17 protein-coding genes and 1 other RNA gene are annotated in these 19,287 nt (G+C 47.5%); 11 read left to right on the top strand and 7 right to left on the bottom strand.

The window, feature by feature from the left end:
- Positions 1–107 precede the first annotated feature (107 nt).
- Both ggt and L5L94_RS13305 read left to right on the top strand, forming a co-directional pair.
- Complete coding sequence (gene ggt / locus L5L94_RS13310) at positions 108–1,820, top strand: gamma-glutamyltransferase (RefSeq protein WP_263145619.1); 1,713 nt, start codon at positions 108–110, stop codon at positions 1,818–1,820.
- Between the two features lie 248 nt (positions 1,821–2,068).
- Entirely contained in the window at positions 2,069–3,004 is a 936-nt protein-coding gene (locus L5L94_RS13305; RefSeq protein WP_113939098.1) for a Dyp-type peroxidase, read from the top strand.
- 73 nt (positions 3,005–3,077) lie between these two features.
- On the opposite strand, the gene L5L94_RS13300 is transcribed toward L5L94_RS13305, so the two are convergent.
- Positions 3,078–3,980 carry a LysR family transcriptional regulator gene (locus L5L94_RS13300; protein WP_113939097.1) on the bottom strand — a complete coding sequence of 301 codons (903 nt, stop codon included), beginning with the start codon at positions 3,978–3,980 and terminating at the stop codon, positions 3,078–3,080.
- A 106-nt stretch (positions 3,981–4,086) separates the two neighbouring features.
- On the opposite strand from L5L94_RS13300, the gene L5L94_RS13295 reads away from it, so the two are divergent.
- On the top strand, positions 4,087–4,719 hold the full coding sequence (locus L5L94_RS13295; RefSeq protein ID WP_263163570.1) for an NAD(P)-dependent oxidoreductase: 633 nt from the start codon (positions 4,087–4,089) through the stop codon (positions 4,717–4,719).
- 147 nt (positions 4,720–4,866) lie between these two features.
- Here L5L94_RS13295 and argR read toward each other — a convergent pair whose 3' ends face one another.
- A complete protein-coding gene (gene argR, locus L5L94_RS13290; protein WP_006080175.1) occupies positions 4,867–5,337 on the bottom strand; it encodes a transcriptional regulator ArgR in 471 nt (156 codons plus the stop codon).
- 294 nt (positions 5,338–5,631) lie between these two features.
- Here argR and mdh point away from each other — a divergent pair, with 294 nt between their 5' ends.
- Positions 5,632–6,567 (top strand): malate dehydrogenase, encoded by a 936-nt coding sequence (gene mdh, locus L5L94_RS13285; RefSeq protein ID WP_105250210.1) that lies wholly within the window; start codon positions 5,632–5,634, stop codon positions 6,565–6,567.
- Between the two features lie 103 nt (positions 6,568–6,670).
- Here the strand turns inward: mdh and L5L94_RS13280 are convergent, their stop codons facing one another.
- Positions 6,671–7,069: a thiol-disulfide oxidoreductase DCC family protein gene (locus L5L94_RS13280; RefSeq protein ID WP_263163568.1), complete on the bottom strand. Its 399-nt coding sequence runs from the start codon at positions 7,067–7,069 to the stop codon at positions 6,671–6,673.
- Positions 7,070–7,335: 266 nt separating this feature from the next.
- Here L5L94_RS13280 and folM point away from each other — a divergent pair, with 266 nt between their 5' ends.
- Positions 7,336–8,082, top strand: a complete 747-nt coding sequence (gene folM / locus L5L94_RS13275) for a dihydromonapterin reductase (RefSeq protein WP_263163567.1) — start codon at positions 7,336–7,338, stop codon at positions 8,080–8,082.
- 229 nt (positions 8,083–8,311) lie between these two features.
- Here the strand turns inward: folM and L5L94_RS13270 are convergent, their stop codons facing one another.
- The 3 genes from L5L94_RS13270 to L5L94_RS13260 all read right to left on the bottom strand — a co-directional run bounded on the left by L5L94_RS13270 (position 8,312) and on the right by L5L94_RS13260 (position 9,620).
- On the bottom strand, positions 8,312–9,010 hold the full coding sequence (locus tag L5L94_RS13270) for a 5-formyltetrahydrofolate cyclo-ligase (protein WP_263163565.1): 699 nt from the start codon (positions 9,008–9,010) through the stop codon (positions 8,312–8,314).
- A 9-nt stretch (positions 9,011–9,019) separates the two neighbouring features.
- A non-coding RNA gene (gene ssrS, locus L5L94_RS13265) (6S RNA) lies at positions 9,020–9,200 on the bottom strand.
- Between the two features lie 117 nt (positions 9,201–9,317).
- Positions 9,318–9,620: a cell division protein ZapA gene (locus tag L5L94_RS13260; protein ID WP_105250206.1), complete on the bottom strand. Its 303-nt coding sequence runs from the start codon at positions 9,618–9,620 to the stop codon at positions 9,318–9,320.
- A 235-nt stretch (positions 9,621–9,855) separates the two neighbouring features.
- Between L5L94_RS13260 and L5L94_RS13255 the strand changes: the two genes are divergently transcribed.
- From L5L94_RS13255 to gcvP, 6 genes are all read left to right on the top strand, one after another.
- The gene (locus L5L94_RS13255) at positions 9,856–10,431 is read left to right on the top strand and encodes a UPF0149 family protein (protein ID WP_105252998.1); all 576 of its coding nucleotides are present in this window, start codon (positions 9,856–9,858) and stop codon (positions 10,429–10,431) included.
- Positions 10,432–10,610: 179 nt separating this feature from the next.
- The gene (gene ubiH / locus L5L94_RS13250) at positions 10,611–11,852 is read left to right on the top strand and encodes a 2-octaprenyl-6-methoxyphenyl hydroxylase (RefSeq protein ID WP_263163563.1); all 1,242 of its coding nucleotides are present in this window, start codon (positions 10,611–10,613) and stop codon (positions 11,850–11,852) included.
- A gap of 42 nt (positions 11,853–11,894) precedes the next feature.
- Complete coding sequence (locus L5L94_RS13245) at positions 11,895–13,118, top strand: FAD-dependent monooxygenase (RefSeq protein ID WP_263163560.1); 1,224 nt, start codon at positions 11,895–11,897, stop codon at positions 13,116–13,118.
- Between the two features lie 253 nt (positions 13,119–13,371).
- Positions 13,372–14,466 (top strand): glycine cleavage system aminomethyltransferase GcvT, encoded by a 1,095-nt coding sequence (gene gcvT / locus L5L94_RS13240; protein ID WP_263163559.1) that lies wholly within the window; start codon positions 13,372–13,374, stop codon positions 14,464–14,466.
- 25 nt (positions 14,467–14,491) lie between these two features.
- Entirely contained in the window at positions 14,492–14,881 is a 390-nt protein-coding gene (gcvH, locus tag L5L94_RS13235; protein ID WP_011845766.1) for a glycine cleavage system protein GcvH, read from the top strand.
- A gap of 122 nt (positions 14,882–15,003) precedes the next feature.
- Positions 15,004–17,892, top strand: coding sequence for an aminomethyl-transferring glycine dehydrogenase (gcvP, locus tag L5L94_RS13230; protein ID WP_263163557.1), 2,889 nt, complete (start codon positions 15,004–15,006; stop codon positions 17,890–17,892).
- 401 nt (positions 17,893–18,293) lie between these two features.
- Here the strand turns inward: gcvP and L5L94_RS13225 are convergent, their stop codons facing one another.
- The gene (locus tag L5L94_RS13225) at positions 18,294–18,716 is read right to left on the bottom strand and encodes an immunity 26/phosphotriesterase HocA family protein (RefSeq protein WP_263163556.1); all 423 of its coding nucleotides are present in this window, start codon (positions 18,714–18,716) and stop codon (positions 18,294–18,296) included.
- Between the last annotated feature and the right edge of the window lie 571 nt (positions 18,717–19,287).

The raw sequence follows: 19,287 nt of genomic DNA, 5'->3' as shown, positions 1-19,287 counted from the left end.
ACTAAAGTACGACATTTTTGCTTACGTTTAACTTGGGTCTATGTGGTATTGGTTGGTGATATTTTAGACCATCCTTGCTACTTTTATCCTCCGGTTTTGGAGGAATTATGATAAAAACAATAAATTCAATTTGCACCCTCGTTATTGTAGCAACGGCAATATCGTCTTCAGGAGTGATGGCCATGGATAGGATCACAGGTAAAGCCTTCGCAACGCGATCAGAAGTGTATGCAACCCAAGGGATGGCGGCGACCAGTCAGCCTTTAGCTACACAAGTCGCTATTGATATACTCAAACAGGGCGGCAGTGCGGTCGATGCAGCGATTGCCGCTAACGCCATGTTAGGGTTAGTCGAGCCAACGGGCTCGGGTGTCGGTGGGGACTTATTTGCTATCGTCTGGAGCGCAAAAGATAAACGCCTCTATGGTCTTAATGCATCGGGGCGCAGTCCCAAATCCTTAAGTTTAGAAAAGCTTAAATCCCTCGGATTAGACTATTTACCGCCGCTTGGACCTTTGCCAGTTTCTGTACCGGGTACTGTTGACGGTTGGTACGAGCTGCATAATAAGTTTGGTAAATTAGCTATGGCTGATAACCTCGCGCCTGCAATTCATTATGCCCGTGATGGTTTCCCTGTGTCAGAGTTGATTGCCTATTACCTTGATGGCAGTGGTAAAAAACTGGCTAAATTCCCCGGTTTTAAAGAAACCTATATGCCTAATGGTAAGATGCCTACCGTAGGGGAAATCTTTAAAAATCCCGCGCTTGCTAACACCTATGAGAAAATTGCCAAGGGCGGCCGCGATGCTTTCTATAAAGGTGATATCGCCAAAAGTATCGATAAGTACATGAAATCCCAAGGTGGTTATTTAAGTTATGATGACTTAGCGAGCCATACTAGCGACTGGATAGATCCCGTTTCGGTGAACTACCGTGGTTACGATGTGTGGGAACTGCCACCTAATGGTCAAGGCATTGCGGCGCTACAAATCTTAAAAACCATGGAGCCCTTTAATGTGGCTGCCATGGGCTTTAATAGTCCTGAATATGTTCATTTATTTGTCGAAGCAAAGAAACTCGCCTTTGCCGACAGAGCTAAGTTTTATGCCGACATGGCCTTTAATAAAGTGCCCGTTACCGAGCTTATCTCACAGAAATATAACTATGATCGCGCTAAGTTGATTGACCCTACAAAAGCCGCCAAGAGTGTCGATGCGGGTAATCCAGCGTTGCAACATGGCGATACTGTGTACCTGACTACCGCTGACAAAGATGGCAACATGGTGTCACTCATTCAGAGTAATTACCGTGGTATGGGGTCAGGGATGACACCGCCGGATCTCGGCTTTGTGCTGCAAGACCGCGGGCAAATGTTTGATTTAACGGAAGGGCGTTTTAATACCTACGCACCGGGCAAGCGTCCATTCCATACCATCATTCCGGCTTTTGTGACCAAAGACGGTAAACCTTGGCTGAGCTTTGGGGTGATGGGCGGCGCGACTCAACCACAAATGCACGCGCAGATTGTAATGAATCTGATTGATTTTAAAATGAACTTGCAAGAAGCGGGCGATGCCCCCAGAATTTTGCATATGGGGTCAACCGAGCCCACAGGCGAAGTGATGAATGATGGTGGCTACGTCAGTCTGGAATCAGGTTTTCCGGTAGAAACCCGTCGTGAGTTGATTAAGAAAGGCCATGTGCTGCGTGATGGACTTGGGGAGTTTGGTGGCTATCAAGCCATTGGATTTAATGCCGAAACTGGCGTATATCGTGCGGCCTCTGAGAGTCGCAAGGATGGTCACGCCGCAGGCTATTAACACTAAGATAAATGCTAAGGTAAGCTCAACACTGAGTGAACCTGACGTCATTGATTCGATTTAACAGATTGGCGAGACTTTAATGGTCTCGTCAATTTTTATGTTTAAGGGTCTGGGGTAGGATAATGCTCCGCTATTGGCATTATCATAAACAGATCAGAGCAAACTGTGCGTTAGTTAATGTCATTTTTAGGTAAAGTTGCGGATAATATTGCCGAAAATGAATTTAGAAAAAGGGTGATAACCAAATGGATATTCAAAATATGCCGCGTGAACAGTTGGGTGTGTGTGCTGAGGGGAACTTACACAGTGTCTATTTGATGTTTAATGCCAATGACAATGTCGAGTCGCAATTACGTCCCTGTCTTGCCAACGTTGCGCAGTATATTTATGAGCTGACAGATCAATATTCCGACAGTGCATTCAATGGTTTTGTTGGTATTGGTGCTAATTATTGGGATAGCCTCTATCCTACTGCTCGCCCAGAACTGCTCAAACCTTTCCCTGCGATGCAAGTGGGCAGTCGTGAAGCGCCTGCAATTGAATATGATTTATTCGTGCATATTCGCAGTGATCGTTACGACATTCTGCATTTAGTGGCTAATGAAATCAGCCAAATGTTTGAAGACTTAGTGGAGTTAGTTGAAGAAGAGCGTGGCTTTAGATTTATGGATAGCCGTGATTTAACCGGCTTTGTCGATGGTACCGAAAACCCTAAGGGGCGCCACCGCCAGGAAGTGGCACTTGTGGGTGATGAGGATCCTGAGTTTAAGGGTGGCAGCTATATTCATGTGCAAAAATATGCCCATAACTTAAGTAAGTGGCATAGGTTACCAGTTAAAAAACAAGAAGATATTATCGGCCGTACTAAGCAAGATAATATCGAGTATGAATCTGAAGATAAGCCACTGACCAGCCATATCAAGCGCGTTAATCTTAAAGATGCCGATGGTAAGTCAATGGAGATCCTGCGTCAGAGTATGCCCTATGGTTCGCTGAAGGAGCAGGGATTAATGTTTATCTCTAACTGCCGCACGCCAGAACATTTTGAAAAGATGCTGCATAGCATGATGTTTGGTGATGGCGAAGGCAATCATGATCACTTGATGCATTTTACTAAGGCGATGACAGGTTCATCTTTCTTTGCCCCTGCACTGGATTTTATGCTGCAGTTCGACGAATAAGCTTTCTATAATCAAGCCGAATTAGTATCAATCGAGACGCACTTAAGCTAACGCCTAAGTGCGTTTTTTTATGCTAATGCGCGGGAACCCATTTTTTGATATCGAGCTGCCATTGCAGGGCGGTGAAATCGATAAAGGCGCGCACTAGATTTTGCTGATAACTGCGGGACAAATATACCGCCCACAGGGTTTGGCCTGGTGTCGTAAATTCGGGTAAGACTTCTTTGAGCTGACCACTGGCAAGGTATTGGTTAGCCAAGTCACAGGGTAACCGCACTATGCCATGTCCACGTAGCGCCGCACTGACCAACACTCCCATATCGTTAGCCCTAAGATTCCCTGTAACTTTGACGTGCTCGGCTTGCAGTTCTTTTAGAAAAGGCCAGTTTTGTTGCGCTGAGTGTATGAGGCAGTTGTGGGCCAGCAGATCAATGGGTTCGAGGAGTGGCGTTGCGCTATCAAGATAGCTCGGTGCCGCGCAAAGTACCGCATCTATGGTCATCAAACGCCGAGCTATGAGATTCTCATCGGGCTGCTCGGTATAACGTAGCGCCACGTCGACTCTCTCATCTACCAATTGCGCAAAACTGTCCGACATCACCAGTTGAATGTTGACCTTAGGATGAATTTTAATAAAGCGATCGACGACATCAAACAGACTGTGCTGCCCTAAGCCAATAGGCGTAGCGATACGAATACTGCCTACCAGTTCACTGTTATGGCTGTGGGCACGGCTCTCCATGGCAGCAACTTCACTTAAGATCCGCTGGCAAAATTGTAGCGCTTCCTCACCCTGCAAAGTCAAGCTGGCGCTGCGCGTGGTGCGGTGTAATAAGCGTAAACTCAACCACTGCTCCACTTCTTGAATATGACGGGAAACCTGCAGGCGGCTGAGGTCTAAATGTTCGGCAGCTTTGGTAAAGCTGCCACAGTTTGCGACTTCGACGAAACTGCGTATTGCGGCAATTTTATCCACATTAGTATCCTATATTGAAACAATCATGCTCAATTATTGATGTTTATTAGGTGAAAAACTGCAAGTAAACTGGATCCAATGTAAATCATCTGGGTGGGACAATGAAATGAAAATCGCAATTTTAGGTGCAACGGGTTGGATTGGTGGTGCAATTTTAAAAGAAGCACAGAGTCGTGGACATAAAGTGATAGCGTTAGTGCGTGACCCAAGCAAGTTATCCGTGGCTGACGTAGTAGTACGTGCCGTGGATTTAGAGCAGCCATTGGTCGCCGATACCTTTGCTGGCGTAGATGTCGTGATTGCCGCTGTTGGTGGCCGCGCCCAACAAAATCATGGTCTAGTGGCGAGTACGGTTCAGCATTTACTGGATGTGCTGCCTAACGCTAAGGTGCCACGTTTATTGTGGGTCGTTGGTGCTGGGAGTTTAGAAGTGGCGCCGGGTGTGACGCTGGTCTCTAGTCCAGATTTCCCAGCAGCATATAAAGATGAGGCGTTAGCTCAGGGTGAAGCTTTGCAGGTATTCCGTGCGGCGCAAACGGCAATCAATTGGACCTTTGTGAGCCCAGCCGTTGAGATTTATCCCGGTGAGAGTGAAGGCCCGTACCGTCTTGGTGGCGACAGCTTCTTTACCGATGCTAATGGTCAAAGCCGTATCTCTGTAACTGATTACGCAAAAGCCATGGTAGATGAAGCCGAAAAGGGCGCTCACCCAAACCAGCGCATCAGTGTGGCTTACTGATATCGTTATAGTTGAGTTAGATATTGTGAGTTAGATATTGTGCTGGAATGTGTAACGTAATCGGGACAATGGCCAAATAACCAGCGCGGTATTGCACTTCAAAATGTACAGATAAAATAGAACAGGTCAGCTCACTGACCTGTTTTTTTATTCTGCGTAATTGAATAAAGATTTGATGGTTTCTAAGGTATCGGCGATATCTTGGATGCTCGATGGGCAAATAAAGATAGTGTCGTCACCGGCAATCGTACCCAAAATGCCTTCTGGTTTACCGATAGAATCCAATAAACGGGCAATCAGCTGCGCGGCACCTGGGCTAGTTCGCACGACGATCATAGCTTGGTTGTGATCGACGTCGAGTACCAAATTCTTCAGTGGGCTACCCGCGGTGGGTACGCCTAATTCGGCTGGTAAGCAATACACCATCTCTTGCTTAGCGTTGCGAGTCCGCACTGCGCCGAACTTGCTGAGCATGCGTGACACTTTTGATTGGTTAATATTACCAAAGCCTTCAGCTTGCAAGGCGGTGACGATTTCACTCTGAGAGCCAAAGCGCTCTTCTTTTAAAATCGACTTAAAAATTCTAACAAGGTCATCCTGATTCTTGGTCGTTTGCATAATATTATTATTCGTTATTCAAAAAAACAGGCCCATTTTGAATATTTTTAGAAAAATTGTCAACAAATAACCAGATTGGTTGAATAAAAATTCACTAAGTCCCAGTGGTTAAGCGTTTGTAGGGGGCGTAAAAATCCCAATTTGAGTAATTGTTCTACATTGCTTTTACGTTATTCCGGAATTCTTTTGTCCCACGACTAAGGGATAATTGAAATTGTTGTGACATTCCAGTAATGTGACGCCAACGCAAATTAGATCCATGTCACACATATCCGAGAAATAACGGAGATAACTATGAAAGTTGCTGTACTTGGTGCTGCTGGTGGTATCGGCCAGGCTCTTGCCCTACTGTTAAAAACTCAATTGCCTGCGGGTTCACAATTGTCTCTATATGATATCGCACCGGTAACTCCGGGTGTTGCGGTTGACTTGAGCCACATTCCAACTGCTGTTGAAATCAAAGGTTTTGCTGGTGAAGATCCAACGCCTGCCCTCGTGGGTGCTGACGTTGTTCTAATTTCTGCTGGTGTTGCACGTAAGCCTGGTATGGATCGTTCAGATCTGTTCAATATCAATGCGGGTATCGTTCGCAACCTGATCGAAAAAGTAGCGGCAACTTGCCCTACGGCTTTGGTTGGCATTATCACTAACCCAGTCAACACGACTGTGGCTATCGCTGCAGAAGTGATGAAAAAAGCGGGTGTTTATGATAAGAACCGTCTGTTCGGTATCACGACTCTAGACGTGATCCGTTCTGAAACTTTCATCGCCGAATTAAAAGGCCTGAACGTTGCTGACGTTAAAGTGAATGTGATCGGCGGCCACAGCGGCGTGACCATTCTGCCATTACTGTCTCAAGTTGAAGGCGCGACTTTCACTGACGAAGAAGTGGCAAGTCTGACGACTCGCATCCAAAACGCGGGTACCGAAGTGGTTGAAGCTAAAGCCGGTGGCGGAAGCGCGACTCTGTCTATGGGTCAAGCGGCTTGCCGTTTCGGTCTGTCTCTGGTTCGTGGTCTGCAAGGCGAAGCTAACATCGTTGAATGCGCCTATGTTGACGGCGGCAGCGAGCATGCTGAATTCTTCGCACAACCTGTGCTGTTAGGCAAAAACGGTATTGAAAAAGTACTGCCTTACGGTGAAGTGAGTGCATTCGAAGCTAACGCTCGTGATTCTATGTTAGATACGCTGAAAGGCGATATCAAACTAGGCGTTGATTTCGTTAAATAATCTTTCGGATAATCTTTTTAGATTATGACGAATTAAAAACGGAGCCATTGAGCTCCGTTTTTTTATGCCTAGGTTTTACACTTTACTAAGCTAATTCAGTCGATCAGCGGCGCTTAGTGGGCAGTTGGCAATTATCGTCGCAGCGGGCTTTGCCCGTCAGTAAATAGGAGATGCGATATCTGTGTTTTGCAAATCTGAGATAGCACCAATCGGCCACAGTTTTAATCACGGGCAGGCGTAACAGTTGGATCCAAGCGCGTGTGCCTGTCAGTGCCCACGCTTTACAAGTGACATCTAACCCGAGTAACACTTCGCCCGTTGCGGTTTCGCCATGGAGAATGGTATTGGCATAGTCCCTATCGATATGGCTGAAACGCTCACTAAAGTCTGGCGCATTTAAATCCTCAAGCGCAATCAAGTTCTTCGGATCGCGCGCTTTCAGTTGGCGCATCTCGGCGCTACATAATGGACAATTTCCATCGTAAAAAATCCGCAGTTCCATCGGTATTACCTCTGATGACTTGATCACAATACTTGGTCTAAGCTCTTGGCTTGAGTACTTAAGCTTGGTTTTCTTCTACCCTATACGCAGAAGAAAGGGTTTTAGATCGAAGCGATTGTAGAACGGATCAGCATCTCATTTGGCTTTTTGTTAGGTTAAATTCAAATGAGTGCAGTAACATCTTGGTTATTCATCAGTTTAACTTGATTGCTGATTTTTAAGCGAACAAGGTAAAACCTGACCAATAACGACTCAAAAGGATAGGTATGACATCTCCCATCATAATCACAGGCGTGGGTAAACGCATAGGTTACGCCTTAGCCAAACATTTTCTCGCCCAAGGTCAGCGCGTGATTGGTACTTATCGCAGCCATTACGCTAGTATTGATGAGCTTACCACCTTAGGTGCGACTCTGTATCCCTGCGATTTTTATGACGATGCCCAAGTGCGATCCTTAATTGCTGAGTTAGCTAAATTGCCGCAAATTCGCGCCATTATTCACAATGCCTCTGACTGGCTGCCTGATCCTGTGCTTACAAAGAATGAGTCTTTAAAGAGTACCACTTTTGCGCCGAGCGAAGTGCTGCAGCGGATGATGCAAGTGCATGTGAGTGTGCCCTATCAGTTGAACTTGGCCTTAGAGGCGCTGCTACGTGCGGGTGCTGGCGATGAAATCGGCGGCAGTGATGTGATTCATATTACTGACTATGTGGCAGAGAAGGGCAGTCAGAAGCATATCGCCTATGCCGCCAGTAAAGCTGCGCTGCACAATATGACGCTATCCTTTGCCGCCAAGTTTGCGCCCGAGGTCAAAGTGAATTCGATTGCGCCTGCGATGATCCTATTTAATGCAGGAGATGATGTTGCCTATCAGCAAAAAACATTAGCCAAAGCGCTGTTGCCGAAAGAGGCGGGGAATGAGGAAATTATCGACTTAGTGGAATATCTGCTGAATAGCCGCTACGTCACTGGTCGTTGCCATAATGTCGATGGTGGCCGGCATTTAAGGTAGAGAAGGCTCTAGAACGCCACTGCATGGCTCTAGATTCTAGAAGGAGTGAACGACTGCATGATCTATTTTGTTTCATACCAAATATGACATTTTCACCCTCCAAAGTGGTCAGATGTAGGAGGTAGAATTCTTTAATAGAAAGAGTGCAGGAGCAGTTATGGAGCGACGCTCTGCTTTTTCTAGCAGCGAAGCGCCCTAGCTTCTAGTTTCTAGTTTCTCGATCCTTCTTTTAAAACGTCAGTACCCGACTTGGGGTGATGATGAACGGTAAAGGCACATCCCAAAGTTCGCAAGGTAAACTCGTCACTTGCTGACAGTCGTGGGCGTAACCCATAGGCAAAGGTTTACCTTTGAGCTGCCAGTTCGCCAGTGTCCTATCGTAATAGCCGCCGCCCATGCCCATGCGATTCCCCATTAAATCAAAAGCCACTAAGGGCGTGATAACCACATCTAGCTCAGTTACTGGGATAATGGCGCGCACATCTAACTTAGGTTCTAAGATGCCGAATTGATTCGCCTGCATCGGCGTGTCTGCGGTGTAATGCAGGAATAACAGTTGCCCAGCATTGAAGGGATGCAACCTTGGCAGATAGGTGTGAATGCCCAATTGCCACAGCGCAGCGATCAGCGGCGGCGTGGCGAGTTCGCCATCGTGGGTGAGATATAATGCCACATGTTGCGCTTTGTTGGCCTGCAATGCATCGAGCATTCGCTGGCAGGCGTTTAAACTTGCTTGGGTTTGTTCTATTTCGGAGAGGGATTTACGGGCGGTGCGAATGGCTTTGCGTAACAGATTGCGGCTTTCTTTTGTATGGAGTGCGATATTTGCCGCATAGTTTGTGACATCTACGGCATCAGCGACTTCTACGGCAAGTTGCGCCGTGTCGCTTTGGGGATTCAAATGAGAAAGTTTGGAAGATGTAGACATAGAATTAAGATGCTCCCCAGAATGCCGCTACCGGTGTAGCCCTTGAACCGTAGGTTCAAGGCGGGTAAATGATTACCTCCTAAGGCTTCTCGGTACAAGCCGAGCATGCACAATGTCAGTAAAGCATTCACCCTGAGATAAAAATTATCGGCACAGGGACATTACCAGTTGGCATGCATCCCAGGGAGCAAAACGGTATTGAATCGCTAAAGCATTGGTTTATTTAAATAAGCCAGTTTAGCCATTCACTGTGCGTCAGTTGGTTTAACTCAATTGGTGTTAAATCACTAAGGTGCACAGTTTAAATCTATTTAGTTGAACGCTCAACTAAGGCACTTTCGAGGGTCGACTGCAGCAAGCTGATCCTGTCGTCCATCTGTTGCATGTAGTGCTTATTTTTTTGCTTTTCTTGGAACAATTCGTGTCCAATATTCAGCGCCGCCATGATCGCAATTTCTTCACGGCTTAGGCTATTGGTTCGGGTTTTTAACGCACTGAGTTGTTGTTCAACTCCTAACGCTACCGTACGTAAGGCATCCTCTTGACCTTTCGGGCAAGCGATAGAGTAGGTGCGCCCAAGTAGGGTAATTTCAACAGCACTGTTACTCATGTCGCGGGTGATCCTTTCGTTAGCCTCTTAGGGCGGACTATATAGGGCTGATCTTAAAAGTGCAAGGTAAGCCGCAAATGGATTGGTCTTTGACGGTTTTGTTTGCTGTTTGTGTGAGCAGTTGGATAGTTTTTTATCAGGGCGTGGCCGATTTCGCCATTATTGGGATTCAGTATTGGTTCAAGTCTTTATCTCTGCTAGCATTGCTGCTGGAAAAATCTTATTGGGATCTGATATGGCAACCCCTCCTTCGTTACGTATCGACAGCTTAAAACTCGCCTTAGATGCGGCTGAAATCGGCCAGCATCCGGTAGAAGTTCACGGTGCTTTAGTCGGTTTAATCTGCGGTGGTGTAGAGCAAACTGGCGACACTTGGATCAAGCCTTTATTCGACCTGATGAACGATGGTCAACCTTTGCCAGCGCAGTTGCACCAATTAGTGTGTGATTTGTTTAACGATTCAGTGACGCGTTTAGTGGATTTTGAATTTGGTTTCATGCCGCTGTTGCCCGAAGAAGAAGAGCCGCTCAGCCAACGTGTTGAAGCCTTGTCCCTGTGGACCCAGAGTTTTTTGACTGGCATGGCGATTATTCAGCCGAAACTGAATCAAGCCTCGGCAGAAGTACGTGAAGTGATCAAAGACTTGGCGGAAATTGCCCAAGTGGAATTTGATGTTGCCGACGATGAAGAATCCGAAGCCGCTTACACTGAATTACTCGAGTTTGTACGTATTGCAGCCATCATGTGTTACTCGGAGTTTGGTCCTGAGCTTCCCCATGGCGAGGCTGACGATACTGCGGTTGTGCATTAATTTACCGCAGTTGTTTAATGTTCAATAAGTTAACACAGTAGTGGCTTCATTAGATGTCAAAGGTGGGCAAACCTGCCTTTGAGTCCATAGCACTGGTGTTTTTGAGTGCATAGCATTGATGTTTACATCTTTTATGTTTACATGCCTTAGTGTTATGCCAAAGCTTGAATGAGATCCCCATGACGGCCACAAATCACATGGATACTTCAGTTCAACACGTCGACATCGCAATTGTAGGCGGTGCGATGGCGGGGGCGACCCTAGCGTTAGCTCTCGCGCGTCTTTCTTTATCCGCAGCTCGGCCACTTTCTATTGCCTTAATCGAAGCGCACCTTCCCGATAAGCAACATCCCGGATTCGATGCCCGCTCTATTGCTATCGCCCACGGTTCTATTTTCGAATTATCCCGTTTAGGTTTATGGCAAAAGCTCGCCCATTTGGGCACTGCGATTGAAAATATCCATGTGTCGGATCGCGGCCACTTTGGCATGACAGAACTCAATGCGGCGCAGTTTCATTTAGATGCCCTAGGCCAAGTGGTTGAGCTTGAACGGGTTGGCCAAGTGCTGTTTAACGAGTTGAATAAGAGTAGTGTCAAACTCTATTGCCCCGCCAAGCTTGCCCAAGTAGAACCCGCCGTTGAAGGTCACACCTTAGTGCTCGATACGGGCGAGCGAATTCAAGCCAAACTTGTGGTTGCCGCTGATGGTTTGCAATCCAAAGTGCGCAGCAGTTTTAATTTGCCCGTGACCCAAGTGGCCTTTGAGCAAACGGCCATTATTGCCAATATTCAAACCGCCGATTTGCCAACTAATAGGCCTCACAAACATTGGGCCTATGAGCGCTTTACCCAAACAGGTCCCTTAGCGTTGTTGCCTATGGCCGATATCCAAGGTCAACCTCGCTTATCTCTCGTGTGGGCGCTCGATGATGTGCGGGCTAAACAGATGCAAGACGCGCCTAAGGCCGAGTTTTTAGCGGCGCTTCAACAGGCCTTTGGTTATCGTGCGGGCACGTTTATCGATGTCAGCGCGCGCCATGCGTATCCGCTTAATTTGTCCTATATGCTAAGGCCAATTCATCACAGATGTGTGTTTGTCGGCAATGCGGCGCAGACACTGCATCCGATTGCGGGGCAAGGGTTTAACTTAGGACTGCGTGATGTGGTGAGTTTGCTCGAGGTGATCCAAACTGCGCTAGCTCAGGGCGAAGATATTGGCTCCGCCGCTGTGACCCATGCGTACCTTAATGCCCGCGAGCACGACAGAAACAGCACTATCCGAAATATCGAATTTTTAGTTCGTGGCTTTTCAAACCAATATTGGCCGATGGCGCTGGGGCGTAACTTAGGATTACGGCTCTTGTCTTGGTTTCCGCCACTGAAAACCCCCGTCGCTCAAAAGGCAATGGGCTGGAAATAACTCCGCAATTTACTGGTATCGCAACGCGAAAAGGATGTACCCATGTTAAGTTCACAAGCCTATGACATCGCCATTGTGGGTGGCGGCATGGTGGGACTCGCCACCGCGATTGGATTGGCGCAGGCCGATCTGAATGTCGTCGTTATCGATGCGGGCCACACTGAGGCCGTGAGCGGCGAGCCGCGTTTACGGGTGAGCGCCATCAATAAGGCGAGCCAGCGCTTGTTAGAAAACTTAGGGGCATGGAGTTATTTAGATACTTCCCGCGCTACGCCTTATCAAAAAATGGCGGTGTGGGATAAAGACGGTTTCGGTAAAATTGCCTTTGATGCCAACAGCATCAGCGAAACCAGTCTCGGCGCGATTATCGAAAACGATGCCATTAGCTTTGCCCTCGCGAAACGCGCCAGTGAGTTTGACAATATCACCCATATTCAAAACCAACGCATAGAGCGCATTGCTTTTGGTGAGCGCGAAGCTTGGTTGACCCTTGCCAATGGCGCCGATTCTGAAATAGAAAGTGTCAGTGCCGCACTTGTGATAGCCGCTGATGGCGCCAACTCTTGGGTGCGCGAGCAATGCAAGATCCCGCTGACATTCTGGGATTACGGCCACCACGCAATCGTCGCAACTATTCGTACCGAAATGCCACACCTTGCCACCGCCCGCCAAGTGTTTTTGCAGGACGGCCCGCTAGCATTTTTACCTCTGTATGAAGACAATCTCTGCTCTATCGTCTGGTCGGTGCCGCCCGAGCGCGCCACTGAGTTATTGGCAATGGATAAAGTGCAATTTGAGCGCAACTTAACCGCGGCTTTCGACGGTCGTTTGGGGATCTGTCAGCTTGAAAGCGAGCGCCAAGCTTTCCCATTACGGATGCGCTACGCCCGCCATTTTGCCCGCCACCGTTTAGTGTTGGCAGGCGACGCTGCCCATACTATTCATCCGCTGGCTGGCCAAGGGGTGAACCTCGGCTTTTTAGATGCGGCCAGCATCATCGAAGTCATCAGCGAATTACAGCAAGCGGGTAAAGATATCGGCGATTATGCGCAGCTGCGTGCACTTGAACGTTGGCGCAAAGCCGATGCAATGGAGATGATCGCGGCGATGGAGGGCTTTAAACGCCTATTCGAAGGTTCAAACCCAGTCAAAAAGGCGATTCGCGATCTGGGCTTAAATCTGGTTGATAATGTCGCTGGGCTGAAAACAGTGTTCATACAACAGGCCATGGGCAATAAGTCGGCACTGCCTAAGTTGTGCCGTTAGCCTAGGTTGCGCTAATGTGAACTTAATCGCTCAAAATATCAGCGCATTGGTACTATAGTGCGCAAATCTGGCCTTCGCATGTAAAAAAATTACATGTTGAAGATGAGAAAATCTAATGACAATGGCTTCGGATTAGAAAAATCTCCTGTATACAAATTTGTGACGCAAGGTATAATTTCGCCGCATTTTAGACCCTAGTATCTACACCCTACACTAGGCAGAGACCTGAAAAAGGCCGCAAAAAGGGATAACAATGGCTAACAAAACTATTCTGTTTAACAAGCACTTAGAATCAAACGCTAAGATGGTCGACTTCCACGGTTGGGATATGCCCCTCAACTATGGTTCACAAATCGAAGAACACAACGCTGTGCGTCAAGACGCGGGTATGTTCGACGTATCCCACATGACTGTGGTTGATGTGATAGGTAGCGACGCTGGTGCATTTCTACGTAAGTTGCTGGCGAACGATGTGGCTAGACTTAAAGTGCCAGGTAAAGCCTTATACAGCGGCATGTTAGATGACAATGCCGGTATCATCGACGACCTCATCACTTATTACCTCACTGACACTAACTACCGCGTGGTAGTGAACTCAGCGACCCGCGAAAAAGATCTCGCTTGGATCGCCAAGCAATCCCAAGGTTTTGATGTCACTGTGACTGAGCGTCCTGAGCTGGCGATGATTGCCGTTCAAGGTCCTAACGCAAAAGCGAAAGCCGCTGCCGTGTTCAGTGCTGAGCAAAACGCCGCCATCGAAGGCATGAAACCTTTCTTCGGTAAGCAAGCTGGCTCACTGTTTATTGCGACTACGGGTTACACAGGCGAAGCGGGCTACGAAATTATCGTCCCAGAAGATGAAGCCCAAGCCTTGTGGCAAGCATTGTTAGATCAAGGGGTTAAACCTTGTGGTCTCGGTGCCCGTGACACGCTGCGTCTCGAAGCTGGTATGAATCTTTACGGCTTAGACATGGACGAAACCATCAACCCATTGGCCGCCAACATGGGCTGGACTATTGCATGGGAGCCAAACGACCGTGACTTCATCGGCCGTAAAGCCCTCGAAACACTTCGCGATGCCGGAACCAGCAAACTTGTTGGTCTAGTGATGGAAGAAAAGGGCGTGTTACGCCATGATATGCCAGTATTTTTCACTGACGCAGCCGGTGTAGAGCAACAAGGCGTGATCACCAGCGGGACTTTCTCGCCAACATTGGGCTATTCTATTGCGATGGCACGTGTTCCTAGCTCGATTGGGGATACTGCGGAAGTCGAAATGCGTAAAAAACGTGTGGCTGTTAGAGTAGTGGCGCCAAACTTTGTGCGCAACGGTAAACAAGCATTTTAAAAAAACGGAACAAGGAACAAGAACAATGAGCAATATTCCGACAGAACTGAAATACGCCTCTTCACACGAATGGATCCGCAAGGAAGAAGACGGTAGCTACACAGTAGGTATCACTGAGCACGCCCAAGAGCTGTTAGGTGACATGGTTTTCGTTGAACTCCCAGAAGTTGGCGACACTGTGACTGCGGGTGAAGACTGTGCTGTAGCTGAATCAGTAAAAGCGGCGTCTGACATTTATGCCCCAATTTCTGGCGAAGTGATTGCCGTGAATGAAGCGCTGGAAGATTCGCCAGAACTCGTTAACAGCAGTGCTTACGGCGAAGGCTGGTTCTTCCGCGTAATGCCTTCTGACGAATCAGAAGTCGACGCTCTGCTGGATGCTGAAGGCTACCAAGCTGTCATCGACGAAGAATAATCGTCGACGCTAACGAAGCCCTAAGGGGCTTCGTTTGTTTTAGCGCAAGATTGACATAACAACAGTCCGTTAATCAGTACCCTACAGTTCTGAATTTCGGCAAATCTGGAACAAGGTTTATCATGACCAAGCAAACCCTCACTCAGTTAGAACAGCACGATTTATTCCTACGTCGTCATATCGGCCCAGATAGCAGCCAACAGCAAGCCATGCTGAACTATGTTGGTGCTGAGTCTCTGGACGATCTGACCGCGCAAATTGTGCCTGAGTCGATCCGTTTAAGCCAAGATCTGAGCATTGGTGATTCCTGCGGCGAAGCCGAAGGCATTGCTTACATTCGTGGTTTAGCGAAACAAAACCAAGTATTTAAGAGCTATATCGGCATGGGTTACTACGGCACTCAAGTGCCAAACGTGATCCTGCGTAACGTATTTGAAAACCCAGGTTGGTACACGGCTTATACGCCATATCAGCCAGAAATCGCCCAAGGCCGTTTAGAAGCCATTCTAAACTTCCAACAAGTGTCGATGGACTTAACGGGTTTAGATTTGGCTTCTGCTTCTTTGTTAGATGAAGCAACTGCTGCTGCCGAAGCGATGGCGCTGGCAAAGCGCGTTTCTAAAGCGAAAAAAGCCAATATCTTCTTCGTTGCCGATGATGTGTTCCCGCAAACCTTAGACGTAGTGAAAACCCGCGCTGAGTGTTTTGGTTTTGAAGTGGTGGTTGGCCCAGCATCTGAGGCCGTTAACCATGAGCTGTTTGGTGCTTTGTTCCAATATACTAACCGTTTCGGTCAAATCACTGACTTCAGCGAATTATTCGCAACTCTGCGTGCGAAGAATGTGGTTGTGACTGTCGCCGCCGACATTATGTCCTTGGTATTACTGAAATCACCGGGCGCTATGGGCGCCGATGTGGTATTTGGTAGTGCGCAGCGTTTTGGCGTGCCAATGGGCTTTGGTGGTCCACACGCGGCCTTCTTCGTTGCCCGTGATGAGCACAAACGTTCTATGCCTGGCCGCATCATTGGTGTGTCAAAAGACGCCCGTGGTAACCGCGCACTGCGTATGGCAATGCAAACTCGTGAGCAACATATCCGCCGCGAAAAAGCCAACTCAAACATTTGTACTGCACAAATTCTGTTGGCGAATATGGCGTCTTTCTACGCCGTATTCCACGGCCCAGATGGCCTGAAAACTATTGCATCACGCATTCACCGTTTCGCCGATATTTTAGCTACAGGCTTAAAAGCGAAGGGCGTGAACTTAGTCAACAGCACTTGGTTTGATACTGTTAGCATCAAAGGCTTAGATGTTGCTGCCATCAATGCACGCGCACTGGCTGCTGAAATGAATCTACGTTTCGATGCCGATGGTATTGTGGGCGTGAGCTTAGACGAAACCACATTACGCACAGATATCGAAGCCCTGTTCGATGTGATCTTAGGTGCTGGCCATGGTTTAGATGTTGCCGCGTTAGACGCGCAAATAGTTAGCCAAGGTAGCCAATCGATTCCGGCGGCACTTGTGCGCCAAGATGCGATTTTAAGCCACCCAACGTTCAATCGCTATCAAAGCGAAACCGAGATGATGCGTTATATCAAACGTCTCGAAAGCAAAGACTTAGCGCTTAACTACTCGATGATTTCACTGGGCTCATGCACCATGAAGTTAAACGCAGCGGTTGAAATGCTCCCTGTGAGCTGGCCTGAATTTGCCAACATGCACCCATTCAGCCCACTGGATCAAGCCAAAGGCTTTACTCAGTTGATTGAAGAGTTGTCGACTTGGTTAGTGAACATTACAGGCTACGACGCTGTGTGTATCCAACCTAACTCTGGCGCTCAAGGTGAATACGCTGGCTTGTTAGCCATCAAGAAATACCATGAGTCACGCGGCGATGCGCACAGAAACATCTGTTTGATCCCGCAATCTGCCCACGGTACTAACCCTGCATCGGCACAATTAGCCGGTATGCAAGTGGTGGTGACGGCGTGTGATAAGCAAGGTAACGTCGATTTAGAAGATCTGAAGACGAAAGCTGCCGAAGTGGCTGAAAACCTGTCTTGCATCATGATCACTTACCCATCGACCCACGGTGTGTATGAAGAATCTATCCGCGAAATCTGCAACATAGTGCATCAGCACGGCGGTCAAGTGTATTTAGATGGCGCCAACATGAACGCTCAGGTCGGCTTAACGTCTCCTGGCTTTATCGGTGCCGACGTATCACACCTAAACCTGCACAAAACTTTCGCGATTCCACACGGCGGTGGTGGTCCAGGTATGGGCCCAATAGGCGTGAAATCACACTTAGCCCCATTTGTTGCGGGTCACGTTGTGGTTAAACCGGGCCGCGTGAGCGACAACAACGGCGCCGTATCGGCTGCACCTTACGGTAGCGCTGGCATTCTGCCGATCAGCTGGATGTATATAAAGCTGCTTGGTTCAAAGGGCCTGAAAAAGTCGACCCAAACTGCGCTGCTAAACGCTAACTACGTGATGAAGAAGCTGTCTGAACACTATCCAGTATTGTTCCGTGGCCGTAACGATCGCGTCGCGCATGAATGTATTATTGACCTACGTCCACTGAAAGAAGCTTCAGGCGTGACCGAAATGGATATCGCTAAGCGTTTGAATGACTACGGTTTCCACGCGCCAACCATGAGCTTCCCTGTTGCGGGAACTCTGATGATTGAGCCGACGGAATCTGAATCTAAGGTGGAACTCGATCGTTTCATCGACGCTATGGTGTCAATCCGCGCTGAAATCGCCAAAGTGGAATCGGGTGAATGGCCAGCGGACAACAACCCGCTGCACAACGCACCGCACACTATGGCCGATATCATGGACCCAGAGTTTGATACGCGTCCATACAGTCGCGAAGTGGCCGTGTTTCCAAGTGCATCAGTGCGCACTAACAAGTTCTGGCCAACCGTGAATCGTATTGATGACGTTTACGGCGACCGTAACCTAATGTGTTCGTGTGCACCATTATCAGACTACGAGTAATAATTGCTGCTTAGGCTAGCTACTGCGGCGTTGAATCTCAGCTTTCGTGCTCATTGACAGGAGTCAACTCCGCGCGAAAGCTTTCAATCCGCCTTGCATTAGCTTCGCCAGCAACGCAATTATGGTGTAGTTGGCTTCAGCGAATTTGAAGCATCAAAAAGCGACCGAAAGGTCGCTTTTTTATTGCCTGCCGCAGGCTTCCGCATTCTCTTATATTCGCTACATCAGTGACACTCCGCCAAAGATTTAAATATTAGCGTCCTTGTAGGCTCTACTAAAAGACCCATGTGTTAGAAGGTCACTGGTGCAACAATGCCTGTTCTGGTGTAACGGTTTAGTACAGAGTTATGCTTGTTCTGACATTTCCCAAATACGAGACGCTGGCTGATAAAACGGAGGTGTTACAGGTTTGCCAATAAGCTATTAACAAGCTCGAAACCATACACCTCCATTGAGATATAGTTATTATACTCAGAGACAGGGATTCGTTTAATTTCTTCCTCTCCCTTATATAGCCCTCCTGCGTAATTAAAGATCCTTAACTCGTATTTATCTTCGGTCAGCTCTGCATGTCCAATTATCTCCCAAGAACCATTTTTTACATTTTGATTCCCAGTAAATATAACTTTCATCTCTTTCCCCATATCCATGATAGGAAGAGGGCGAAGTACGTCATCACTTTTAAAAACTTTATTATCCTGTACAAATAGGACGCAGAAACCTATTACTTGCTTAAACTTCCCTTTTGGGGCAAAAACAATTTGGCAGATGGCAAATTTACCCTCTGTAGGAATAATAAAAATATCACCTTCTTGATATCTCATTTTCACAATCTTTTACCTCTTAGAATAGAAAGAGCATCATCCAGTATTTTATCACCCCAATCACAACTTTCTACTTTAGTTAAATTGTCCACCCATCATAAATCCCAATTGTGGTGTGGAATCATGCCCCCACTTTAAATCGTTATTCAGGTCTAACGTTTGATGAAAAGCGAACTATTAGCGGTTCGCTTTTTTATTGCCTGAGTTTTAACTCTGCAGAATTGAGTGTTGCGAAATGGGCTTTGTGGTTGCTTCTGGCAAAGGTATTTCCCAATTGCCTGCCGCAGGCTTTCGCACTGTTACACCAGTGACACGCCGTAGATACATATATGGACACCTCGAATAGATCAACCACTTTTTGAGTAACAGAAAGTAATACTGCGTACGTATATCCGACCTGTTTGTGAGAATCTTTGTTCTCTGGCCTTAATGAGAACCGCGCCTTTGCTGCTTATCGTCCTTTCGGAGTCATATGCTCCTTGTACTCTCTCAGCATCTGCAAAGGCCGGTATTACCTGTTACTTCATTATCTGTAGTCGTGTTTTTGGGGTGAGTTTAATACTCGATTTTT

Origin of the sequence: Shewanella sp. SM21, from assembly GCF_025654335.1 — a bacterium.
Lineage (GTDB): Bacteria > Pseudomonadota > Gammaproteobacteria > Enterobacterales > Shewanellaceae > Shewanella > Shewanella oncorhynchi.
This window is presented reverse-complemented; position numbering and strand designations above follow the sequence as displayed.